The organism is Prochlorococcus marinus XMU1405 (genome assembly GCF_017696275.1).
Lineage (GTDB): Bacteria > Cyanobacteriota > Cyanobacteriia > PCC-6307 > Cyanobiaceae > Prochlorococcus_A > Prochlorococcus_A marinus_AB.
On sequence record NZ_JAAORF010000002.1, the window covers coordinates 18,430 to 34,420 of the forward strand.

Genomic DNA, 15,991 nt, shown 5'->3' on the forward strand with positions numbered 1-15,991 from the left:
TTAACAAATTATTCTTACAAATCAAGTTAAACTATTTTTGATTTTACCATTTATTAATTCTCCAACTATTGCGATGGAGCTATAAGCTATCAAAACTATGGTTACTTCTTGCCATGCGAAGGAACTTAGTGATTCTTGCAATTGCCAACCTAGACCAACACTTCCAATAACCCCAACAATTGCAGTTTCCCTAATAATGATGTCAGATCTATAAGCGCAATATGCTAAGTAACTTTTTGCTTGTTGAGAAAATAAACCTAAAAGCCAACTAGTCTTTTTTGATATTCCTAGAGATTTCATTGCAATATAATTTCTCTTGTCTTGGCTATCTAGATTTGTAAAAAGTAATTTGCTAGTAATACCAGCGTTGTGGAGACCTAATGTTAAAGCTGCTAAAGATAAAGAAGGATTATTAAAAGTTAATAGAGTTAGAAGTATTACAGGTGTAGGTATTAAACGTAATAAAAATGCAAAAATTTTTATAAAAATTTTAGAACTATTGTTGTTAAAAATTCCTATTACTAATGGAGGTAAACTAATTGCGATTCCTGTTGATAAAAGACTTAAAATTATTGTTTCTAATGTAAGTTTTAAGAAATCAAATAATCCTAAATCTGAGCTTGATTTAAAAAGAGAACTAACGTAATTAAAATTTTCAAAATTATTATTAAAAATAAAATAAAGAAAATATGAAAAAGAAAATAAAATTGTTATGAAAAAAACTGCAATAAAAAAAATAGATAGGATTTTATTTGTGGTATTTAATTTTATTTTTTTGAATATTAATCCAGAAAGAATAATCAAAATTGCTAAGGACCATAAATAAGTCCATAACTCTCTAAAATTCAAAGTTTGGAAAGATAAAAAAATACTGGTACCTATTCCTCCAATACCAAAAATTCCTAAAATCACAGTACTTCTTATTGAGCACTCTAATCGATATAAACCAAAGTTTTTAAATGTATTTATTATTGGATTCCATATTAAAGTTAGTAAAGAAGAAAATTTAGGTGCATTTATTTGATTTATAGATTCAAAACTTTTGTAGTCAATAGTTTCTAATTGTTCAGCAAAAACTTTTGAATTTACAGCAATATAAGGTATACATATAGCTATTATTCCTATCGAAAAATTTATTCCATATATTTGCATTAATATTATTCCCCAAACCACTTCGTGGATAGATCTAATTATTGTTAGAAAAAACCTTATTATGCGGTAGAAAAAATTTGGAATATTAAAGATTTTATAAAAAATATTTGAGGAAATTATTCCAAAAATTGCTCCAAAAATAATACTTACTAACCAACTAAAAAAACCAATAAAAATAGTTTCATTTAATCGCTTAATTACGGTAATAAAAATTTCATTATCGATCTTGGGATTAAATGCAGAAATTAAGAATTCTTGGAATAATTTAAATCCTCCAAAATGAATATTGTTTATTAATTGATACCCTAGAGGGATGCATACCAAAATTGGAAGAAAAGATAATGAGGTATAGTTTAATTTTAATTTGTTCAACTAATTAATATATTTTCTCTAAATGAATCTTCTTTAAGTTATTTCTTTTGATATTGAAAAAAATTTTACCATCCCTTATTCCAATAACTTTATCGAAATCGTTCAGCAAATCTAATCTATGTAATGCAACTAATGCCGTCTTTGGGGATTTTTTTGTATTATTTTTATCGACACTTTCTAGCATTAGGTTTTTAATTATTGTTATCAATTTGGGATCTAGATTATTAAAAGGCTCATCTGCAAGTAATATATTTGATTCTTGAATTAATGATCTAGCTATAGCCACCCTTTGTTTTTGCCCCCCAGATAGTTTTCTGATTTTTTTGTCGTAAATAGAGTTATGAAGCCTACATAATTTCATATATTTATGCGCCTTCTTAAAAGAACTTATATTTAGTAAATTTTTAAAAGCGAAATAAAAACTGTTTTCCGCTAGTAGTCCACAATTAACATTTTGTTCTGCAGAGAGATCTTCTATTAATCTTAAATCTTGCCATATAGTTGTTATTTTACTTTTCTGCTTTCTATCTAATTCCTCGAAACTTTCATTGAATAATTTAACCTCACCTTGAGTTGGCTTTATAGTGCCATTAAGTACTGATATAAGTGTAGTTTTTCCTGAACCGCTTTTACCTAAAAGTGCAATTTTTTCCCCAGAATTTATTTTTAAATTTATTTTATTTAGGATCAGATCATTTTTGTATTTATAAGATATATTTTCTAATTCTAAGACAGTATTATTCATCTAATTTTATTTAATTTCCTCCCGATTTCCTCTATATTTTTATATTGTTTTGCTTCTGCCTTTGTAAATCTTTTTGCATTGAACATATCTAATATCTGTTTATGTGATTTTTGCTTTATGTCTAAATTTAGAATTACTGATTTAAGTTTTTTTGTAAACCCTTCCCCGAATCTATTTTCAAGATCCCCTTGAGCTATCCAATGATAGTCAACATATTCTGGGGTGATCCAGAATAATTCTAAATTACTTGTTCTTTTGGGATTATTTTTAAGATTGTTTTCCCAAACCTGTTTATTTAAAGCTCCTGCATCAAATGCCCCACTATTAACTAAAGCTATAGTGGCATCATGACTCCCACTAAAACCTGCTTTTTTTCCTTTAAAATGTTTAATTTCTACCCCTGCTTGATTTAAAAAATATTCTGGCATTAATCTTCCAGAAGTTGAGTTTTCAGAGCCAAAAGTAAATCTTAAATTCTTTAGTTTTTTAAGTCCTTTAATGTTTGAAATTGAGTTAAGTTCTAAATTTTTGTTTACTATAAAAACACTTTTAAATTCCTTATCGATATCTCTTTGAGCTAAGACAATTGAATTAGGTGTTTGTAATCTTGCTTGAACTCCTGATAAACCGCCAAACCAAACTAAATCTAAATCTTTAGTTCTAAATCCAGTTACTGCTGCAACATAATTAATAACAGGAATGTATTTAACTTCTACATCAAGTTGTTTGGATAATTCTTTTGAAAATAAATTAAATCTTTTGTCCAAAACATCTTGGTTTTGATCAGGTATTGCTCCAACTTTTAAAACTTTGGGATTTGAAAATACAGGTGATGAAAAAACAGAAAATAATAGAGATGAACTTAGTAGGAAATTCTTTAAATTAAACATAACTTATTTAAATTAATAGTATTCAGAGATTGCTTTTTCAAGCCTTTGTAGTCCATCTGTTATTTTAATCTCTGAAGCTGCACAAGATATTCTTATACATTGATCAGCTCCAAAAGCTTTTCCAGGTACAACAACTAATCCGTAATCTTGAAGAGCTTTATTGCAGAAATCAACAGAAGTAATTGAGGAGTTGGGTAATTTTGGAAATGCGTAAAATGCTCCGTTAGGTTCTTCAATATAAATCCCATTTATATTATTAAGGCCCTCATAGAGAAGTCTTCTTCTTTGATCATAATGGCTATTTATCATTGAGAAAAACTCATTATTAATTTTTAAAGCCTCTAAAGCACCTTTTTGAACAAAAGAGCAAACATTACTTGTACTTTGACTTTGTAATGCTGAGGATGCTTTGATTACATCTTTGGGACCTACTAAATAACCTATCCTCCAGCCAGTCATAGCCCATCCTTTCGCAAACCCATTTATTATAAAAATTCTATCTTTTAAGTCATTTGCTAATGAAGATAAACTGTAGTGTTTAAATTCTTTTTTAAGGATTAGTTCGTAAATCTCATCAGAAAGAATATTGATATTTGGATTTTCTCTAGCTAAATCGGCAATTTGTAATAATTCTTCCTTTGACATAACTCTTCCAGTAGGGTTATTAGGAGAATTGATAATTATAAATTTAGTTTTTGAAGAGATTTTAGACTTCAAATCTTCTATATTTATTTTGAATCCATCTTCTGCAGAAGAATTTGTAAAAATTGGCTTCCCACCCGCCAATCTAACCATCTGGGGATAACTTAACCAATGTGGAGAAGGGATAATAACTTCGTCTCCAGTATTTAACAATACTTGGAAAAGATTATATATTGCTTGCTTAGCACCATTTGTGACCATTACATTTTCAAATTCATAATTTAAATCGTTTTGAATTTGAAGTTTATTTGCAATTGCTTTTCGGAGATCTAAATTCCCCGCTGCGGGCCCGTACTTTGTAAATCCATCAAATATAGCTTTACTTGTAGCCTCTATAACTTCTTTTGGGGCATCAAAATCAGGTTCACCTGCACTTAAATTGCAAATATCTACTCCTTCTGCAGATAATTGATTTGCTTTAGCACTTATCTGCAATGTAAGAGAAGGCTCAATTGAAAGTGCCCGATCAGATAAATTAACTTGACTCATTGACTTATGACTTTTCAAATATGACTTTTAATAATGACAAATGCATAAATTAAGAATAAATAAAACTATCACACTATGGTTTAATTTAGTTCATTTTCTTAATCTATTTTATTTTCATGTTTTGAGTTCTTAAGATAAAAATATTTAAAGTTTTATTTTCGGTGAAAAGGTTAGTAATTGGGAGAGGAAGTGTATTTGCAGATTTGTTAGTAATTGGTGAGGCTCCTGGAGCCCAGGAAGATTTAGAAGGAAAACCTTATGTAGGTAAATCTGGTAAGTTATTAAACCAATTATTAATAAAAGCAGGGATTGACTATAAGCAGGATGTTTATTTTTGTAATGTAATTAAATGTCGTCCACCAAATAATAGAAAACCCACTGCTAGAGAAATTAATATTCATAAACCTTGGTTATTACAGCAAATAAAGTTAGTCGATCCAAAATTTATATTACTTACTGGTTCTACTGCTATGAGAGCTATTTTAGAAGTTAAAGATCCTATAAGTAATTTAAGAGGTCAATGGATTAAAAAAGATGGGAGAGAAATTATGGTAATTTTTCATCCATCTTATTTGTTGAGATTTCCTTCAAAAGAAATCAATAAACCTTACCATCTAACTTTGAAAGACCTAGAGAATGTAAGTGGTAAACTATATGCCGTATAATTTAGTGAAATCCTTTTTGAATATCAAGAATTTTAATGTCATTAACTCAATCTAAAGAGGTTAATAGTCTCTCCAAAAGATATTCAACTCATATTGAGAGAAGGATAACTAGAACAGTAATGGTGGGTGATATAGCTATTGGAAGTGATTATCCAGTAAGAGTTCAATCGATGATAAATGAAGATACTATGGATGTCGAAAATGCTTACTTAGCTATCAAAAGACTTCATAATGTGGGTTGTGAAATAGTAAGGTTAACTGTCCCTTCCTTAGCACATGCCAAAGCAGTAGGAGATATAAAGGCAAAATTACTAGAAAATAATATCAATACCCCCTTGGTGGCTGATGTTCACCATAATGGTATGAAAATTGCAATGGAAGTTGCAAAACATGTTGATAAAGTAAGAATTAATCCTGGATTGTTTGTTTTTGAAAAATCAGACCCTACAAGAACTGAATATACAGATGAGGAATTTGAAACTATTAAGCAAACAATACTTAAAAGATTTACCCCTTTAGTTGAAGTTTTAAAGGCTGAAAACAAAGCTCTAAGGATTGGAGTTAATCATGGGTCTCTATCTGAGAGGATGCTTTTTACTTATGGAGATACGCCATTAGGAATGACAGAATCTGCGATGGAGTTCGTCAAAATTTGTGATGAGCTTGATTTCCATAACATAATTATTTCTATGAAAGCTTCTAGGGCTCCGGTCATGATGGCAGCTTACAGAATGATTGCAGATAGGCTTGACTCGGAAGGATATAACTATCCCTTACATTTGGGAGTGACCGAAGCTGGTGATGGTGATTATGGAAGGATTAAAAGTACTGCTGGAATTGGAACGCTTTTAGCAGAGGGATTAGGAGATACCATAAGGGTTTCCTTAACAGAAGCTCCAGAAAAGGAAATACCAGTGTGCTATTCAATTTTGCAATCTTTAGGATTAAGAAAAACAATGGTTGAATACATCAGTTGCCCTAGTTGTGGTAGAACACTTTTCAATCTAGAAGAAGTCGTAGATAAAGTTAGGAACGCCACTTCACATTTAACGGGTCTAGATATAGCGATAATGGGATGTATTGTTAATGGGCCAGGAGAAATGGCAGATGCTGATTATGGCTATGTTGGGAAAGGTAAAGGAACTATTGCCTTATATAGAAGGAAAGAAGAGATAAAAAGAGTACCTGAAGATGAGGGTGTTAATGCTTTAATCCAACTTATTAAGGATGATGGGAAGTGGATTGATCCTTAATTAAGGATTTGTCAAATTTTTGAATTATAAATAAATTCTTTTTATAATAAAAAATATCGAATTATTTGAAGATAAGAAAATTGCTTAAAAAAAAATATATATTTCTGTTTGCGACATCCTTTTCTGGGTTATTTTTAAATAATTTTGCAGAGGCAACAGTTTTAAATCATAGTTATAAAGAAGTAATTGATCATGTTTGGCAAATTGTATATAGAGATTTTCTTGATTCAAACGGCAAATTTCAAAAGTCCAATTGGATTAATCTAAGAAAAGAAGTTTTATCAAAAACATATTCAGACAGCAATGAAGCTTATGATGCGATTAGAGATATGCTTTCTAATTTAGATGATTCTTATACAAGATTTTTAGAACCTAAGGAATTTAATCAAATGAGAATTGATACCTCTGGCGAATTAACTGGAGTTGGTATCCAAATAGTTAAAGATAAAGAATCTGATGATTTAATAATTATTTCTCCCATAGAGGGCACCCCTGCATTTGATGCTGGAATTAAAGCTAGAGATAAAATATTATCCATAGATGATATTTCTACTGAAGGTATGAATATTGAGGATGCAGTGAAATTAATAAGAGGACAAAGAGGTACTAAAGTAAAGCTTGAAATTCTTAGAGGTTCTCAATCCTTTTTTAAGACTTTATCAAGAGAAAAAATTGAAATAAAATCTGTATCAAGTAAAGTCAATCAAACCAAAAATGGCTTATCAATTGGCTATGTAAGAATTAAACAATTTAATGCAAATGCATCCAAAGAAACTAGAGATGCTATTAAGGATTTAGAAACAAAAAAAGTCGCAGGATATGTTCTTGACTTGAGAAGTAATCCTGGAGGTTTATTAGAATCAAGTATTGATATCTCAAGGCACTTCATTAACAAAGGAGTAATAGTAAGTACAGTAAGTAAAGATGGTTTAAAAGAAACAAAAAAAGGAAATGGTCAAGCTCTAACAAAAAAGCCCTTAGTTGTCTTAGTTAATGAGGGTTCTGCTAGTGCTAGTGAAATAGTTTCTGGTGCAATAAAAGATAACAAAAGAGGAAAATTAGTTGGGAAGAAAACATTCGGTAAAGGTCTAGTTCAATCCATGAGAACTTTAGTTGATGGTTCAGGTCTAACTGTTACAGTCGCTAAGTATTTAACTCCGAACGGCACTGATATAAACAAATCTGGAATTATTCCAGACATAGAAGTAAGAATGAATATAAACCCTATACTTCAAAGAGAGATAGGGACTAGAAAAGATAAACAATATAGAGCTGGTGAAAAAGAGCTAATAAATATAATTAATAGAAAGAATCAGATAAGCGAATTTAATCCAGACACTACAAACCTTAATGCATTCCTAAAAATTAATAAGGAAGATAAAGTATTTTCATTAAATTAATTACTCATGTCCAACATTCTCTTTATTGGCACATAAGCTCTTCTTATTATTTCTGGGTCTAGTTCAATAGATGGGGAATTATTTTTCAAACAATCAAGAATTTTTTCTAAAGTATTTAATTTCATATATGGACACTCGTTACATTTACAACCTTCTACATCGGGAACTTCAATAAAAATTTTATTAGGTTCTTTCTTTTTCATTTGATGAATTATTCCAGGTTCAGTTAGTACCATGTAAGTTTTAGATGGATCTTTACTTACGAAATCAAGCAGCTTACTTGTTGATCCAATAAAGTCTGAGAGAATTAGTAAATTTTGACTACATTCAGGATGAGCAATTACTTTTGATCCTGGATTTTGATATTTTAATTTTAGAAGTGCTTCTTCACTAAATGATTCATGAACAATGCAGCTGCCAGGCCATAATTTAAGATCTCTTCCTGAATTTTTCTGTACCCATCTCCCAAGGTTCTGATCTGGCGCAAATATTATCTTTTTATCTTCAGGTATCTTTTTAATTAATGAGACTGCATTACTGCTTGTACATATCAGATCACTTTGAGCTTTTACTTCTGCAGTGCAATTTATGTAACTTACGACATAGTGATCTGGATTTTCTTCCCTGAATTTTTGAAATTTATCTGAAGGACAATCGTCTGCTAATGAGCATCCTGCGTCAATATCTGGTAATAGGACTGTTTTATTAGGGCTAAGTATTTTTGCGGTTTCGGCCATAAAGTGCACACCGCAAAAAATTATTATATCTGCGTCATTATTTGCAGCTTTCCTAGATAGATCTAATGAATCGCCAATAAAATCTGCAATTTCCTGAATCTCTGGAGCTTGATAATAGTGCGCAAGAATAATTGCATTGGCTTTTCCGCAACGCTCCTTTATTTCAGAAATCAAATCCTCTTCGTTTTGAACTGATTTCTGTTTTGCAGTAGAAGTTATACTGGTCAGGATTTAGAATATCTCTAAATAGATTATATGCCTTTAAACAGAAAAAATTCTGACAAATTTAAAAATTGCTATTGTTGGCGACTGTCATGGTCAATGGTCTGAATTAGACTTGAAAGTCTTATCGATTATCAAACCAAATATTGTTTTATTTGTTGGTGATATTTCTGATGGAAATGTCAAAATAATTAAAAAAATCAATGAGATCAAAATTCCTACTTTTGTTATTTTAGGAAATCATGATAGAGGGAAAGATTCTACAGGCGAAACTCTCTCAAAGCAGATACGTGTTCTTGGTGAAAAATATTGTGCATGGGATTTGAAAGTTTTTAATAATCAAATAAATTTATTGTCTGCTAGACCATGTAGTTCTGGCGGCGGCTATTATCTTTCAAAAGAAGTTAAAGGCGTTTATGGACCTATAACCGAACAAGATTCAATAAATAAAATTATCAAATGTTCAGAAAAGACTATTGAAGAAATACCTCTAATAATTATGTCTCATGCTGGTCCTTCGGGTTTAGGTTCAGAACCTAAAAGCATTTGTGGGAAAGACTGGAAATTACCCTCTTTAGATTGGGGAGATAGAGATTTGTCTGCTGCTATTTCAAACATACAAAAGAGAAGAAAAGTTGATCTTGTAATTTTTGGTCATATGCACAACCGGCTTAAAAGAAATCTTGGTTTAAGAGAGATGTTTAGAATTGATAGCAAAGGAACAATTTATTTCAACACTGCTGTAGTACCAAGATATAAAACTGATGAAGATGGGAAATTGCTAATTAACTTTTCATGGATTGAGTTTAAAAATAAGGAATTAAGGCATGTTTCTCATCGATGGTATTCAGAGTCTGGTGAAATTCGTGAAGAAGATAAATTTATTTAGGATTAAATATCTCTGATCATATTTTAAGTATTATTGGGCTTTTCATATCTTGAAAATAATGTTTGAGACAAGATATAACCCGCAATTCCTGCGGCTGTAAAAGCTAAACCATTTTTAAATAAAGGTAATAAATCATTTGTTCTGGATATTATCGGTGCCAAACCAAAAATTCCAAATAACATTCCCCATAAAGGAGAAAGAAGAGCTAAAAATCCAATTGAAATGACTTGACCTTCTTTTCTTGGGGCAGATGCAAAACCTGCTACTAAACCTCCAAGAATCGATGTACATAAAGTCCATACATATTGCTCTTTGGGTAGGCCAGGGACAACTTGGCATCCTCCTCTTTCGAGACAAATCTTTACTGAATCAATTGCATCTAATACTGCACCATCCTCACCGTGATCTTTAACATAGTATTGGTTGCCAAATCTTGTTTGAAGTTCAACCCAAAATAACCTTGGCATAAAATTAAAATAAGCCTCTCCGACGTTAAAGTTCAGCAAATTTCCCCCTCTAGGATCCGCAACTATCAACAAACTTGTCTCATCTAAATCCCAATAGTCCTTAATTGCACTACCAGGTGAACTTTCAAACTGAGATAAATATTTAATTTTCCACCCACTTTCAATTTCTAGATTATTGAGCTTTTCCTCTAAAGATTTTTTCTGATTAGGGCTTAATGTTTTAGCTAAATCAATTACTGGTGTTTTTTCTTCTGGTAAGAGATTTGGATTATTTATAGCGAAAACGGGTTTATGTGAAATTAAAACTAATATAGATAGAAATATTCCTAATAAATAGTTAATCTTTGAAGGCATAAATAAGTTCTGTCTTTTTATATTTTCGCCGATGAATAGCTTACCCGCGAATAATCCAGATTGGTTAGTAAAAAAAATAATAAAAATGGGGGGGACTATAAGTTTTTATGACTTTATGAATTTCGCATTAAATGATGCTATTAATGGTTATTACGGTAGCGGTAAAGCTGAGTTAGGCGTTCGAGGAGATTTTGTTACATCACCCTCTTTATCTGATGATTTTGCTTTTTTGGTTGGTAAACAAATGGAAGATTGGTTGATTCAGTTCAAAAATAGTTTTTTATCTAATCAGAAATTAGCTGTAATTGAATTTGGAGCAGGAGATGGAAGCTTTATGAGTGGATTAATTAAATATTTTTTAGAAAATAACAAGAATTTTTTGGAAGGAGTTTCTTTTGTAATTATTGAACCTAATGAAGGGATGGTAGAAAAACAAAAAAACAAATTGGAAGAATTTTTAAACTTAGGCATCGATATTTTATGGAAAGGTTTGGATGAAGTAGAGGAAAATAATATAAATGGAATAGTGATTGCAAATGAGGTTTTGGATGCTTTGCCAGTAGAGAGAATAACCTTCTCAAAAGGAAAATTACTTCGACAAGCAGTTTCTATAGATAAAAAATCTCATAAATTATATTTTGATGAAATGCCAATTACAAGTGAATTGGAAAAAAGTTTTGAACTTGCTAAAAGTAAGTTGGGAATAACTATTCCGCCTGAAGATGCTCTTGAAGGATGGACGACAGAATGGCATGTAGATAACTCAAAATGGTTAGAAGCTATTTATGGGAAAATCAATAATGGCATTTTATTGATAATTGATTACGCTAAAGAAGCTAAAAAATACTATAACTCTAAGAATTCTGATGGGACGATAGTTTCTTATGAAAATCAAAAAATGATAAATAATGTCCTGGATTCTCCTGGAAATTGCGATTTAACATCTCATGTTTGTATAGAAACTTTAATTAATGATGCTGAGACTCTTGGATTTAATACTCTTGGGATAACTAAACAAGGAGAGGCTTTGTTGGCACTTGGATTGGCAGAAAGACTTTATGGAATTCAGAAGGAATTTAAGGAGGATTTATCAAATGCTCTTTTAAGAAGAGAGGCATTACTTAGACTCGTTGATCCTGTATGTTTAGGTAATTTTAAGTGGTTTGTTTTTAAAAAGTTTAAGGAGAAGGAAATGAATATAAATTCAACCTGTTTGCGTTAAGAAAAAAACTTTAAAAATAATGAATCTTCTACGTCATCATAAATATCCACGGCACCAATTTCTTTCGGTAATATAAATCTCATTTTGCCATCACGAACTTTCTTGTCGCCCATAAGTATTGTTAGAACCTCTTCTTTATTTATTTTGGGGATCTCGGTAGGAAGATCGTAACTCTCTAATAGAATTTGCTGTCTTTCTAATTCTTCTTGAGACCATAACCCTTTCTCAATTGCTATTTTTCCCGCAATATTCATACCAATTGATATTGCCTCACCATGTAGAAATTTGCCGTATCCACACAAATTTTCAATAACATGACCAAAAGAATGACCATAATTCAATATTGCTCTTAGACCATTTTCATGTTCGTCTTGAGAAACAATATGAGACTTTGTTTTTATTGAACTATTAATTATTTTAATAAGATATTCATTCTTGAGATTTATAAGTTCATTCTTGTTTTTTTCAATTTCTAAGTATTCGAAAAGTTCTTTGTCTCTTATTACTCCGTATTTTATTACTTCGGCCATGCCTGCATTAAATTCTCTTTTGGGCAAACTTTTTAAAGTTTCTGGATCAATAAAAACTGCTTTAGGTTGATTGAAAGCCCCAATTAAATTCTTACCTTTTGGATGATTGACTCCTGTTTTTCCTCCCACAGATGAATCAACCATTGATAATAATGTTGTTGGAATCTGAATATATTCGATACCTCTTAGCCAAGTAGCAGCTGCAAAACCGCTTACGTCTCCAACAATTCCTCCTCCAAGGGCAATAATTACGGAATTTCTATCTAAGCCAAATTCAAATGCAATATCATATATTTCACTCAATGTTTTTAAGTTTTTATATGATTCCCCAGCCTTGATAAGGAACATTTTGGCCTGAAATTGATTATCTTTTAAATTATTTAAGAATTTTTCACCATACAAATTTGATATTTCTTCATTTGATATCACAAGTATTTTTCTATTTTTTGTTATTCCAATTTTTAAGAGTTCTTCGCTGATATTATTCAGTATCCCTGCTTCTAGAGTTACTTCGTATGACTTATCACCTAATGGGACTAATATTTTTCTCTTATTCACAATTGATTACCTAGTTAAAATTTATAAATATTTGGTATTAAATACTTTATATATTAGCAAAATCTAAGCTCTAGATACTTAAAAATTCAGTTGTTAAGAATTAGAAATGGTAATAAAATCATGCTATGAGTTTTAAAAAAAATATAAACGATATTAAGAAAAATTATTCCCTAGGAATAATTGGAGGTGGTCAACTGGCATTGATGTTAACCGAGGCAGCAAAAAAAAGAGATTTAGAAGTATGTGTGCAAACAAAATCTTGTGATGATCCTGCTGGTTCAAAAGCAGATCATGTCATAGAAGCTGATCCTTTAAAGATAAGAGGTAATAAATCATTAATTAATGAGTGTGAAAAAATAATTTTTGAAAATGAATGGATAAAAATCGATAAATTAAATTTAATTGGTAATAACGATATTTTTGTTCCAAGCCTTAATGCAATTAAGCCATTAGTAGATAGGTTTTCTCAAAAAAAATTAATCGATAGAATGAATATTCCCTGTCCAAAATGGATAAGTATTGAAGATTTTAAAAATCTCTCGGATGAGGAAATCAAAAATTGGACTTTTCCTCTAATGGCAAAATCAAATAAAGGTGGATATGACGGTAAAGGGAACAAAAAAATAAAGACAAGAGAAGATTTAGATTCTTTTTTAACAGAGAATAATTCTGATGAATGGTTAATAGAAGAATGGATAGAGTATGAAAAAGAACTGGCTCTTGTTGGTTCCAGAGATAGGACCGGTAAGATAAGATTCTTTCCAATAGTTGAGACATTTCAATTAAACCACGTTTGTGATTGGGTTCTTGCACCTGGAATAAATGAATATGATTTGAACTTATTTGCAATAAATATATTCTCTTCAATAGTCAATGAACTTAATTACGTTGGAGTTTTAGCTATTGAATTCTTCTATGGAGATAATGGTCTTTTAATTAATGAAATAGCTCCTAGAACACATAACTCAGCTCATTTCTCTATTGAAGCTTGCACTTCAAGTCAGTTTGATCAATATGTTTGCATTTCTTCTGGGATAATGCCACCTGACATCAAAATGATCTGTGAAGGGGCAATTATGATAAATCTACTGGGATTAAGAAAGAATTTCTCAATCTCAATGGAAACCAGAATTAAAATGTTATCTGAAATTGAAGGTTCTAATATTCATTGTTATGGCAAATCTCGTGAAATTCTGGGAAGAAAAATGGCTCACATCACATTTTTATTAAATGGTAAAACGCATTCAGAAAGATATGATGAGGCTCAAGTTTTATTAACTATGGTAAGAGACATTTGGCCATCTCCAAATGCTTAAAAAAATAAGTTAGAGTTAGGTTACTGGATCTTTGGTTAAGTTCTTCTTTATGTGCTCTGATCTGACTCTCTTTCGACATGAGGAGACTGTCGTGATGCGGTAGTAAACCGATCTTGTAATCGGAAACGAAAGCCCACTTTGAATCCTCTTCTGGCATTTCCAGGTCGATGCAGCAGAGAACTGACGGGGATCCGGTGTTACCTATCAAAATGCTTGCTAAAACAGGCTTTTGGTGGGTATTTTATTTTTTGGAATAACTGAGCTGTTTTTATTCTCTATCAGTGTAAATAATTTATTTGCCAAAATACTTGACGATCCATTTCTAATGCATTTATATTAATAGTACATATGTATTACTAGGAAATGACTTTAGGAGGAGCTAATGTTTGGACTAATTTTTCTTACGGTTATCGTAATGAGTCCCCAAGTGGTTGGTTGCTTAGCCCAGACCGTAGCAGATTAATTTTATTTACGAGGAACAAAAAATCTCCAAGAAATAGTATGAGAATTTTTGCTCATACTTATTATGCAAATGATCTTGGTGAGCCAATGGCAATTAAATCATCAACTCAAATGTATTTGGATAATGCTTGGGATAAATGGCATGACCTTCAATTAGAAGGTTGGACTTTTGAAGAACTTGAATTACCTGAATCAGTATGACTAACTTAAATCCAATCAAAAAGAAACTATCAAAAGCAGATAGAAAGGTATCTATACAAGACCCATCAAAATTATTAGCAGAATTTTTTAATGGTGTTGTCATTGAACTTGATGAAGAATATAAATATGACTCATAAAGAATTGATAGATCAAGTTTCCGCGAATTTATTTAAACAAAGTGGAAAGTTAGAAAGCAGAAGATCTTGGTTGGCAATGAGAAATTATCTTGAACAATTAGACACCGAACAACTTAAATCTATGCTTAAGGACCACGGATGATTTAAAAATTTTATTTAGTTTTTATTTTTTTCTTAATTCTTAGAAAACCATATGTTGCAAAGCCAACCAAAAACATATCCAAGTAAATATGCCAAGGAGGAAAAATCTGGTGTATTAATTCCATTAACTTTTTATTGCCACTTGCCAATAAGGATAATCTAAATTTGATTTTTCTCTAATTAATTGTAATTTTCTAGAATTTATTTTTACCACTATTCCATCTGTTGGATATTTACTAAAAAGCTTTCCTTCTAACCATTGTTTTCTAAATACTTCAACTTGGCTCGTAAAGTTGCATGAAATATCCTGAGGGATCGTGAAGCCAAGCTTTGAAAGAATCTTTTTGGACTCATATTGGTTAAGTGTTGAATTAAGTATTTGAAATGCGCAGAAGCTAAGACTTTCCGAAAATCCTTCTTTTGCTCTTAGAAATCCTGAAGCGATTCTTTGGGAGATATTTGGACTTTGGTTGGGTGCATATAACTCACCTCTAACTTGAAGAACTCCTCGTAAAGGGAGATTATTGGGAATGTCTTGGACTTTAATAACTTTACTAGTAACGTCGGCCCCTTTTCTTGAAATTGCTTTCTCCAAGGTTCCATCCCTATATTGCAAAGCAACAGCACAACCATCAATTTTCGGTTCAATTAATAATCTGGTATCTACTAATAATCCTTTCAAAAATTCATCTATTGAATCCTTTTCTAATGAGGGTAAAACTAGTTTATTTTTCTTTTTAAAGTAATCACAATTAGGGTTTGTTCTTAATAAATTTTTTTCAAGTTGGTCGAACTGCTTATCAGAGATTAAAGCATTACCATTTCTATAATTATCGTCATACCATTCAATTCGTTCTTCTAAATAAGTCTTCATTTAATACGATGGCTTAAGTTTTTGGTCAGGTATCCAACTTGGTTTATCTATAATCCATTTTTCTCTATCTTCATATTTAACAGTCCATAAAAGAAATGAAGAAATTTCTTTTAGAGTTATGCCAGCCAAATATCTTGTTTTTGGACTTATTGATATAAATCCAAATAATAATATTAATAAAATAAGTTTAAAAATACCTTTAATCATTAAAAA

18 protein-coding genes and 1 other RNA gene are annotated in these 15,991 nt (G+C 30.8%); 10 read left to right on the top strand and 9 right to left on the bottom strand.

Features of this window, described 5'->3' with window-relative positions; all coding sequences use genetic code 11:
• Positions 1 to 21: 21 nt before the first annotated feature.
• The 4 genes from HA148_RS03505 to HA148_RS03520 are packed head-to-tail and all read right to left on the bottom strand — an operon-like array spanning position 22 to position 4,350.
• Positions 22 to 1,524 (bottom strand): PhnE/PtxC family ABC transporter permease, encoded by a 1,503-nt coding sequence (locus HA148_RS03505; RefSeq protein ID WP_245152004.1) that lies wholly within the window; start codon positions 1,522 to 1,524, stop codon positions 22 to 24.
• A gap of 4 nt (positions 1,525 to 1,528) precedes the next feature.
• A complete protein-coding gene (locus tag HA148_RS03510) occupies positions 1,529 to 2,269 on the bottom strand; it encodes an ATP-binding cassette domain-containing protein (protein WP_209130282.1) in 741 nt (246 codons plus the stop codon).
• Positions 2,266 to 3,159, bottom strand: coding sequence for a putative selenate ABC transporter substrate-binding protein (locus HA148_RS03515; RefSeq protein ID WP_209130284.1), 894 nt, complete (start codon positions 3,157 to 3,159; stop codon positions 2,266 to 2,268). Before HA148_RS03515 ends, HA148_RS03510 begins: the two co-directional genes overlap by 4 nt.
• Positions 3,160 to 3,171: 12 nt before the next feature.
• Positions 3,172 to 4,350, bottom strand: coding sequence for a pyridoxal phosphate-dependent aminotransferase (locus HA148_RS03520; RefSeq protein WP_209130286.1), 1,179 nt, complete (start codon positions 4,348 to 4,350; stop codon positions 3,172 to 3,174).
• Positions 4,351 to 4,511: 161 nt separating this feature from the next.
• Here HA148_RS03520 and HA148_RS03525 point away from each other — a divergent pair, with 161 nt between their 5' ends.
• The 3 genes from HA148_RS03525 (at position 4,512) to HA148_RS03535 (ending at position 7,668) form a co-directional block, all read left to right on the top strand.
• Positions 4,512 to 5,015 carry a uracil-DNA glycosylase gene (locus tag HA148_RS03525; RefSeq protein ID WP_209130289.1) on the top strand — a complete coding sequence of 168 codons (504 nt, stop codon included), beginning with the start codon at positions 4,512 to 4,514 and terminating at the stop codon, positions 5,013 to 5,015.
• A 35-nt stretch (positions 5,016 to 5,050) separates the two neighbouring features.
• A complete protein-coding gene (gene ispG / locus HA148_RS03530; protein WP_209130291.1) occupies positions 5,051 to 6,268 on the top strand; it encodes a (E)-4-hydroxy-3-methylbut-2-enyl-diphosphate synthase in 1,218 nt (405 codons plus the stop codon).
• Between the two features lie 65 nt (positions 6,269 to 6,333).
• The gene (locus HA148_RS03535) at positions 6,334 to 7,668 is read left to right on the top strand and encodes a S41 family peptidase (RefSeq protein WP_209130294.1); all 1,335 of its coding nucleotides are present in this window, start codon (positions 6,334 to 6,336) and stop codon (positions 7,666 to 7,668) included.
• On the opposite strand, the gene nadA is transcribed toward HA148_RS03535, so the two are convergent.
• Positions 7,665 to 8,624, bottom strand: coding sequence for a quinolinate synthase NadA (gene nadA / locus HA148_RS03540; protein ID WP_075507860.1), 960 nt, complete (start codon positions 8,622 to 8,624; stop codon positions 7,665 to 7,667). The two genes, HA148_RS03535 and nadA, sit on opposite strands and share 4 nt — an antisense overlap.
• Before the next feature lie 118 nt (positions 8,625 to 8,742).
• On the opposite strand from nadA, the gene HA148_RS03545 reads away from it, so the two are divergent.
• Complete coding sequence (locus tag HA148_RS03545) at positions 8,743 to 9,516, top strand: TIGR04168 family protein (protein ID WP_245152005.1); 774 nt, start codon at positions 8,743 to 8,745, stop codon at positions 9,514 to 9,516.
• Between the two features lie 23 nt (positions 9,517 to 9,539).
• On the opposite strand, the gene HA148_RS03550 is transcribed toward HA148_RS03545, so the two are convergent.
• Complete coding sequence (locus HA148_RS03550; protein WP_079337248.1) at positions 9,540 to 10,337, bottom strand: methanol dehydrogenase; 798 nt, start codon at positions 10,335 to 10,337, stop codon at positions 9,540 to 9,542.
• A gap of 31 nt (positions 10,338 to 10,368) precedes the next feature.
• Between HA148_RS03550 and HA148_RS03555 the strand changes: the two genes are divergently transcribed.
• A complete protein-coding gene (locus HA148_RS03555) occupies positions 10,369 to 11,559 on the top strand; it encodes an SAM-dependent methyltransferase (RefSeq protein WP_209130296.1) in 1,191 nt (396 codons plus the stop codon).
• Here the strand turns inward: HA148_RS03555 and aroB are convergent.
• Entirely contained in the window at positions 11,556 to 12,647 is a 1,092-nt protein-coding gene (gene aroB / locus HA148_RS03560; RefSeq protein ID WP_209130299.1) for a 3-dehydroquinate synthase, read from the bottom strand. The genes HA148_RS03555 and aroB overlap by 4 nt on opposite strands.
• 125 nt (positions 12,648 to 12,772) lie before the next feature.
• Between aroB and HA148_RS03565 the strand changes: the two genes are divergently transcribed.
• The 5 genes from HA148_RS03565 (at position 12,773) to HA148_RS03585 (ending at position 14,905) form a co-directional block, all read left to right on the top strand.
• On the top strand, positions 12,773 to 13,963 hold the full coding sequence (locus HA148_RS03565; protein ID WP_209130301.1) for a 5-(carboxyamino)imidazole ribonucleotide synthase: 1,191 nt from the start codon (positions 12,773 to 12,775) through the stop codon (positions 13,961 to 13,963).
• Positions 13,964 to 13,980: 17 nt separating this feature from the next.
• A non-coding RNA gene (gene ssrS / locus HA148_RS03570) (6S RNA) lies at positions 13,981 to 14,165 on the top strand.
• Positions 14,166 to 14,326: 161 nt separating this feature from the next.
• Positions 14,327 to 14,626: a DUF1651 domain-containing protein gene (locus HA148_RS03575; protein WP_011818187.1), complete on the top strand. Its 300-nt coding sequence runs from the start codon at positions 14,327 to 14,329 to the stop codon at positions 14,624 to 14,626.
• Positions 14,623 to 14,763 carry a hypothetical protein gene (locus tag HA148_RS03580; protein WP_209130304.1) on the top strand — a complete coding sequence of 47 codons (141 nt, stop codon included), beginning with the start codon at positions 14,623 to 14,625 and terminating at the stop codon, positions 14,761 to 14,763. The genes HA148_RS03575 and HA148_RS03580 overlap by 4 nt, the downstream gene beginning before the upstream one ends.
• Positions 14,753 to 14,905 carry a hypothetical protein gene (locus tag HA148_RS03585; protein WP_011862727.1) on the top strand — a complete coding sequence of 51 codons (153 nt, stop codon included), beginning with the start codon at positions 14,753 to 14,755 and terminating at the stop codon, positions 14,903 to 14,905. The genes HA148_RS03580 and HA148_RS03585 overlap by 11 nt, the downstream gene beginning before the upstream one ends.
• 123 nt (positions 14,906 to 15,028) lie before the next feature.
• Here the strand turns inward: HA148_RS03585 and HA148_RS03590 are convergent, their stop codons facing one another.
• Together HA148_RS03590 and HA148_RS03595 are read right to left on the bottom strand one after the other, a co-directional pair.
• Positions 15,029 to 15,778 carry an NAD-dependent DNA ligase gene (locus tag HA148_RS03590; protein WP_209130306.1) on the bottom strand — a complete coding sequence of 250 codons (750 nt, stop codon included), beginning with the start codon at positions 15,776 to 15,778 and terminating at the stop codon, positions 15,029 to 15,031.
• A complete protein-coding gene (locus HA148_RS03595; protein ID WP_209130308.1) occupies positions 15,779 to 15,985 on the bottom strand; it encodes a hypothetical protein in 207 nt (68 codons plus the stop codon). It abuts the gene before it with no gap.
• Positions 15,986 to 15,991 lie beyond the last annotated feature (6 nt).

What these genes read in the sequence shown, in the direction of transcription:
- HA148_RS03555 (WP_209130296.1), top strand. Translation starts at nt 10,369, where the DNA reads ATGAATAGCTTACCCGCGAATAATCCAGATTGGTTAGTAAAAAAAATA.
- ispG (WP_209130291.1), top strand. Translation starts at nt 5,051, where the DNA reads ATGTCATTAACTCAATCTAAAGAGGTTAATAGTCTCTCCAAAAGATAT.
- HA148_RS03520 (WP_209130286.1), bottom strand. Translation starts at nt 4,350, where the DNA reads ATGAGTCAAGTTAATTTATCTGATCGGGCACTTTCAATTGAGCCTTCT.
- HA148_RS03575 (WP_011818187.1), top strand. Translation starts at nt 14,327, where the DNA reads ATGACTTTAGGAGGAGCTAATGTTTGGACTAATTTTTCTTACGGTTAT.
- HA148_RS03565 (WP_209130301.1), top strand. Translation starts at nt 12,773, where the DNA reads ATGAGTTTTAAAAAAAATATAAACGATATTAAGAAAAATTATTCCCTA.
- HA148_RS03585 (WP_011862727.1), top strand. Translation starts at nt 14,753, where the DNA reads ATGACTCATAAAGAATTGATAGATCAAGTTTCCGCGAATTTATTTAAA.
- HA148_RS03580 (WP_209130304.1), top strand. Translation starts at nt 14,623, where the DNA reads ATGACTAACTTAAATCCAATCAAAAAGAAACTATCAAAAGCAGATAGA.
- HA148_RS03590 (WP_209130306.1), bottom strand. Translation starts at nt 15,778, where the DNA reads ATGAAGACTTATTTAGAAGAACGAATTGAATGGTATGACGATAATTAT.
- HA148_RS03510 (WP_209130282.1), bottom strand. Translation starts at nt 2,269, where the DNA reads ATGAATAATACTGTCTTAGAATTAGAAAATATATCTTATAAATACAAA.
- HA148_RS03515 (WP_209130284.1), bottom strand. Translation starts at nt 3,159, where the DNA reads ATGTTTAATTTAAAGAATTTCCTACTAAGTTCATCTCTATTATTTTCT.
- HA148_RS03550 (WP_079337248.1), bottom strand. Translation starts at nt 10,337, where the DNA reads ATGCCTTCAAAGATTAACTATTTATTAGGAATATTTCTATCTATATTA.
- HA148_RS03595 (WP_209130308.1), bottom strand. Translation starts at nt 15,985, where the DNA reads ATGATTAAAGGTATTTTTAAACTTATTTTATTAATATTATTATTTGGA.